Origin of the sequence: Streptobacillus notomytis (genome assembly GCF_001902585.1) — a bacterium.
Lineage (GTDB): Bacteria > Fusobacteriota > Fusobacteriia > Fusobacteriales > Leptotrichiaceae > Streptobacillus > Streptobacillus notomytis.
In genome coordinates, this window is record NZ_LKKV01000128.1 from 1 (window position 1) to 331 (window position 331).

Annotated in this window: 1 protein-coding gene; it reads left to right on the plus strand. The window is 30.5% G+C overall.

Annotated elements, in window-relative coordinates; all coding sequences use genetic code 11:
- Positions 1–331 (plus strand): oligopeptide/dipeptide ABC transporter ATP-binding protein (locus tag BUE91_RS06645; protein ID WP_143605913.1); only part of this gene is annotated, 331 nt, incomplete at both ends.

Below are 331 nucleotides of genomic sequence, written 5' to 3' on the forward strand. Positions count from 1 at the left end.
ATGTTACTATACAAGCTCAAATATTAGACTTACTTCGTGAATTACAATCTGAAATTGGAGCAGGAATAATATTAATAACACATGATTTAGGAGTTGTAGCAGAAATTGCTGATAGAGTAGCGGTAATGTATGCGGGTGAAATTGTAGAAATAGCTACAGTATATGACTTGTTTAAAAATCCAAAACATCCGTATACTAAATCATTATTAAGCTCAATACCACAAATGGATTCAAATTCAGAAGATGATTTACATGTAATACATGGAACTGTTCCATCTTTAAAAAATTTACCAAGAGAAGGTTGTAGATTTAGATATAGAATACCTTGGAT